Raw genomic sequence first — 5,362 nt, forward strand, 5'->3', positions numbered from 1 at the left:
CCGCCCCCACCACCGAGGGGGCTCGCGCCCGACGGAGCCGCGGAGGGCGTCGCGCCCGCCGCCGAGTTCGCGGCGGTGATGACGCGGTCGCCCGCCTTCAATTCACCCTCCACCACCTCCGTGAACGTGCCGTCCGTCATGCCGGTGCGCACGTTCACGGCGACAGGCTGCGGCTTCTGCTCCGGCTGGCGGCGCAACACGTAGACGGTGCGCATGCCGGCCGGGGCCTGCTGGGCCGGAGCCTGCGCGGCGGCGTCCGGAGAAGGCACCGGGCGGTAGCGCAGTGCCGTGTTGGGCACGGACAGGGCCTGGTCCTTCTGCTGCGTGACGATGGTCACGTTGGCGGTCATGCCCGGCTTGAGCTTCAGGTCCGGGTTCGGCACGTCGATGACGGCCAGGTAGGTCACCACGTTCTGCACGGTGATGGCCTCGTTGCGGATCTGCCGGATGACGCCCTCGAAGGTCTCCCCCGAGAAGGCGTCCACGGTGAAGGTGGCCTTCTGGCCGGGCTGCAGCTTGCCCACGTCCGCTTCCGCGATGCTGGTGTTGACCTGCATCTTCCGCAGGTCCTCCGCGATGGTGAAGAGCACGGGCGCCTGGAGGGACGCGGCCACCGTCTGGCCCACGTCCACGCTGCGCGAGATGACGATGCCGTCCGTGGGCGACACGATGGTCGTGTACTTGAGGTTCACCTCCGCTTCGTTGAGCGCGGCCTGCGCCTGGGCCACCGAGCCCTCCGCGGCCGTCACCTCCGCCTGCCCGTTGGCGGCGGCGGACTCCGCGGTCTCCAGCTCGGACTGGGAGATGAACTGCTGGGCGCGCAGCTCGCGCGAACGCACGGCCTGCTTCTTCGCCACGTCCGCGTTGACGCGCGCTTTCTGGAGGTTCGCGCGCGAGGCCATCATGTTCGCCTTCGCCCGGTCCAGCGCGGCCTGCACCAGCTGCGGGTCGATGCGGGCGATGACCTGCCCCTTCTTCACCTGCGAGTTGTAGTCGACCATCAGCTCCTGGATGCGACCGGAGACCTGGCTGCCGACCTGCACCGTCACCAGCGCCGCCACGGTGCCGGTGGCCGTCACCTTGGCCGTGAGCTTCCGGGCCTCGGCGGGGGTCGTGTCGTAGGTGACGGCGTCCGCCTGGTTTCCAGCGCGCATGCGCCAGAACACCCCCGCGCCCGCCACCACCAGGATTGCCAGGACCCAGGCCCAGCGCGGAATGCCACGCTTGCGACCCTCGTCCTCATCCAGCTCCACCGGCGCCAGGGCCGGCGCTTCCCGCGGCATCTCGCTCAAGGCCTTCATGCCCCTTATCTACGTTTTGAAATGTTTCGGCGAATCTCGTCTCTATTACGAAAGATGACCCGCGGCGAGGCGGCCATCCGGTGTGTCCGCCGCTCCCACTCCGGGGAGCACGACACGCGCGGTGGTGCCCTGGCCCGGCTGGCTCTCCAGCGTGAGGCGGCCGTGGTGCGCATCCAGGATGCGGCGCACCAGCGCCAGCCCCAGGCCCACGCCGCCGGTGGTGCGAGCGCGGCTGCGGTCGGTGCGGAAGAAGGGTGTGCCCACGCGCGACAGGTCCTGCGCTTCGATGCCGATGCCCTGGTCCTGGATGTCCACCTGGAGACCGTCGCCCGCCGCCCGAGCGTGCAGCTTCACGGTGGTGCCAGGCTCCGAGTACTTCCCCGCGTTGTCGAGCAGGTTGTCCAACACGCGCCGCAGCAGCACGGGGTCCGCCTCCAGCGCGGGCAGCGTGCCGTCCACCTGGACCTCCAGCCGGTGCGTCGGCCGAGCGGTGTGGAAGCGGGCGGCGGCCTTGTCCAGGAGCGCGTTCGCGTCCACGCGCTCCAGGCGCAAGGGAGGCACGCCGCTGGCGCCTTCCGTCACCAGCTCCAGGCGGGACGTGGTGAGCACGTCCGACACCAGGCGCTCCAGCTCGGACAGGTCCTCGGTGATGTCGGGCAACAGCTCGCGCGCCGTCTGCGCGTCGCCCTCCGCGGCCAGGTCCAGCGCCACGCGGATGCGGGACAGGGGCGTGCGCAGTTCGTGCGACACGTTGGCGAGCAGCTCCTTCTGCGAGCGCAGCAGCTGGGTGATGCGGCCGGCCATCTCGTCGAAGGCCTCGGACACCAGGCCCAGCTCGTCCTTGCGGCGCAGGCCCGCGCGCACGTCCAGCCGTCCGGCGCCAAACGCACGCGCCGCGGACGCCAGCTTCTCCAGCGGGCCCGCGAGCGTGCGCGCGAAGACGACGGAGGTGATGGCGGTACACGCCAGCACGAGCCCCACGATGATGGCCGTCTGCCGGTCGCCGTCCGGAGGAGGAGGCGGCGGGGGCAGGGACACGGCGGCATAGACCTGGATGGGGCCCGGAAAGGGGCTCACCACCAGCATGCGGCCAGGGCCGCTGCCAGCCCCTGGGAACGGTCCGCGAGGGCCACTGCGGGTGACTCGCGAGCTGACGGCGGAGAGCTCCTCGGGCCTGAGCGGGGGCGCGGGGTCCGGACGCGTGTTGCCGAGCAGCGTCCCCTCCGCGTCGCGCAGGGTGACGCGCATGCCCATGCGCTGCTGGGCGCGTTCGAGCGACGCCTGGAGCTCGGCGGGGGTGTCGCGCAGGGCGGACCACTCGTCGACGAAGTAGGACAGCTCGTCGTCGAAGCGGTTGCGCCAGGACTCGTTGCGCAGGAGGTCGCGCGCGAGCATGAGCGACACGCCCACGAGCAGGATTTGAATGACTCCCACCAGGTAGATGCGGGGGAGCAGGCCCATGGGCATCCGGAAGAACTTCACGGCTCCGCCTCGGTCTCGGTGGCCAGCATGTAGCCGGCACCGCGGACCGTCTTGAGCAGGCGCGGGTTGCGCGGATCCACCTCCAGCTTCTGGCGAAGGCGGAAGATGTGCACGTCCACGGAGCGGTCGAACACCTCGTCCGCGCTGCCCTTCACCAGGTCGAGCAGCTGCTCACGGCTGAGGACGCGGCCAGCGCGCTCGGCCAGGACGCGCAGCAGGCTGAACTCGTAGGTGGTGAGGGACAGCGGCTTGCCGTCCAGGGACGCGCTCAGGCTGCGAGGGTCCAGCACCAGGCGGCCCGCGTGCACGGGGTGGCTGGTAGGGCCCACCTTGCCGCGAGCGCGGCGCACCTGGGCGCGGATGCGGGCGAGCAGCTCGCGCGACGAGTAGGGCTTGGGCAGGTAGTCATCCGCGCCGGACTCGAGGCCCAGGACGCGGTCGGCCTCCTCGCCGCGCGCGGTGAGCATGATGATGGGGACGTCCGTGCGGGTGCGCAGCTCGCGGCAGACCTCCAGGCCGTCGCGGCCAGGGAGCATGAGGTCCAGGAGGATGACGTCGAAGGTGTGGCGGGCCGTCTGGAGGAGCGCGTCGGTGCCGGAGGCGGAGACGGTGACGATGATGCCGTGCTCCTGGAGGTAGCGGGCGGTGAGCCGCGCCAGGCGTTCATCGTCCTCGACGAGGAGCACCTGAATGGTGGCCTCCTCGGAGGGCGTGGGGCGAGGGGTTGTCTCCATGGGTCGGGTCTCCGCGAGGGATGCGGACCGGAGGCGAATGAGGGCCCGGGCTTCTCTCCGTTAAGTCCGGGCCCCGCGGTCCGCCTCCGGGCCGCGACCTGCAACCTCTCACCCCTACATTTCCAAGGGGCTACGGGCCCATGACGAAATATTACGAACGGAGGTCCGGCGGGCCATCCAGAGGGTTTCAGGGGGACGGCCGCAACGGACGGAAATTCAGGGCTCGCCGTGCAGCCGGGTGAGCGCCCGCCGGTCCACCTTGCCCGCCGGGGTGCGAGGCAGGGCGTCCAGCAGCCGCAGCGTCCGGGGCAGCTTGTAACGGGCAAGCCGGCCCGAGCAGAAGGCGCCCAGCGCCTCCAGTGTGGGTGCCGCACCGGGTCGGGGGACGACGAGGGCGCGGGGGACTTCGCCCCACTTGGGGTCGGGGACGCCGATGACGGCGACCTCGGCGACGTCGGGGTGGCCTGCGAGGACGCTCTCGACCTCGGAGGGGTGGATGTTCTCGCCGCCGGAGATGATGAGTTCCTTGGCGCGGCCCTCGATGCGGAAGAGGCCCTGAGCGTCGCGGGAGGCCAGGTCGCCGGTATGGAGCCAGCCGTCCACGATGACGCGGGCGGTCTCCTCCGGGCGGCGCCAGTAGCCGGCGCACAGGTGGGGGCCGCGAAGAAGCAATTCGCCCACGTCACCGGGGCGCTGTTCACCGTCGATGCGCGCCTCGACGTGGAAGAGGGGCACGCCGACGAAGCCCTGGTGCGTGCGCATGACGGCGTCGGGGAGGAAGAAGTTGTTGGGCCCGGCCTCGGTGAGGCCGTAGCCGGTGCGGAAGGGAATGCCACGGGCGAAGAAGCGCTCGAAGACGGGAGCGGGACAGGGAGCGCCGCCGCTGATGAGCAGCTTGAGTCGGGAGAAGTCCACGGCCTCGAAGCGAGGATGCCGCTGCATCTCGATGAACATGGTGGGCACTCCGAACACAAGGTTCACGGAGCCCGAGTGGATGAGGTCGAAGCACTGCGCCACGTCGAAGGACCGGCACACGACGGAGGCGCCGCCAGCAAGCACCAGCGGCAGCGTGAAGACATTGAGGCCGCCGGTGTGGAACAGGGGCGCGTTGAGCAGCGCCACGTCGTCCTGGGTGAGGCCCCAGCTGACGACGGTGTTCACGGCATTGGCGGTGAGCGAGCCATGCGTGAGCACGGCGGACTTCGGAAGCCCGGTGCTCCCACCGGTGGAGCACAGCACCCAGGGAGCATCCGCCTCCAGTTCGATGGAGGGCAGCGCGCCGGTCAGGGTCTCGCGGGAGCAGAAGAGCGGATCCGCCAGGCAGACCCAGTGCGCCGGGAGCCGGGGGCGCAAGGCGTCGACTTGAGCGCGGAACTCCGGCCCGAAGCAGACGACGGAGGGGGCGACATCGGAGAGCAGGCCGTGGAGCTCCTCCACGCCCAGGCGCCAGTTGAGCGGCTGGAGCACGGCGCCCAGCTTGGCGCAGGCGAACACGAGGTCCAGCGTCTCCACGCCGTTGGAGGCCAGCACGGAGACGCGGTCCCCCACGCCCACGCCCAGGTCGCGAAGCAGCAGCGCGGTCCGGTGGGCGGAGTCATTCCACTCCGCCCACGAGATGCGCCGCCCACCCCGGAGCGAATCAACGAGCGCCGTGCGCTCCGGGGCGAGCGAAGCCCGCCGGGCCAGCCAGTCGTGGACGATGGGCATGCCCCTGGATGCTAGGGGGTGTCCCTAATTAAGCCAAAGCATCATGCAGGCCAGGTGGAGGACCGCCAGGTAGTTGGTGGCGGTCTTCTCGTAGCGGGTGGCCACGGCGCGGAAGCGCTTGAGGCGGTGGAACATGCA

4 protein-coding genes and 1 pseudogene are annotated in these 5,362 nt (G+C 70.8%); all 5 read right to left on the reverse strand.

Translation table 11 applies throughout. The features are described 5' to 3' along the window. Positions 1-1,301 (reverse strand): efflux RND transporter periplasmic adaptor subunit (locus D7Y15_RS41870; protein WP_121756053.1); only part of this gene is annotated, 1,301 nt, incomplete at its 3' end. Positions 1,302-1,346: 45 nt separating this feature from the next. After that, positions 1,347-2,783, reverse strand: a complete 1,437-nt coding sequence (locus D7Y15_RS41875) for a HAMP domain-containing sensor histidine kinase (RefSeq protein ID WP_121756051.1) — start codon at positions 2,781-2,783, stop codon at positions 1,347-1,349. Continuing rightward, positions 2,780-3,517 (reverse strand): response regulator transcription factor, encoded by a 738-nt coding sequence (locus tag D7Y15_RS41880; RefSeq protein WP_120580468.1) that lies wholly within the window; start codon positions 3,515-3,517, stop codon positions 2,780-2,782. The genes D7Y15_RS41875 and D7Y15_RS41880 overlap by 4 nt, the downstream gene beginning before the upstream one ends. 216 nt (positions 3,518-3,733) lie before the next feature. Further along, positions 3,734-5,224, reverse strand: a complete 1,491-nt coding sequence (locus tag D7Y15_RS41885; protein WP_121756052.1) for a long-chain fatty acid--CoA ligase — start codon at positions 5,222-5,224, stop codon at positions 3,734-3,736. A gap of 24 nt (positions 5,225-5,248) precedes the next feature. After that, positions 5,249-5,362: pseudogene (locus D7Y15_RS41890) on the reverse strand (IS5/IS1182 family transposase); the annotation flags it as partial.

It is taken from the genome of Corallococcus sp. AB030 (genome assembly GCF_003668965.1).
In the GTDB taxonomy this organism is placed as follows: domain Bacteria; phylum Myxococcota; class Myxococcia; order Myxococcales; family Myxococcaceae; genus Corallococcus; species Corallococcus exiguus.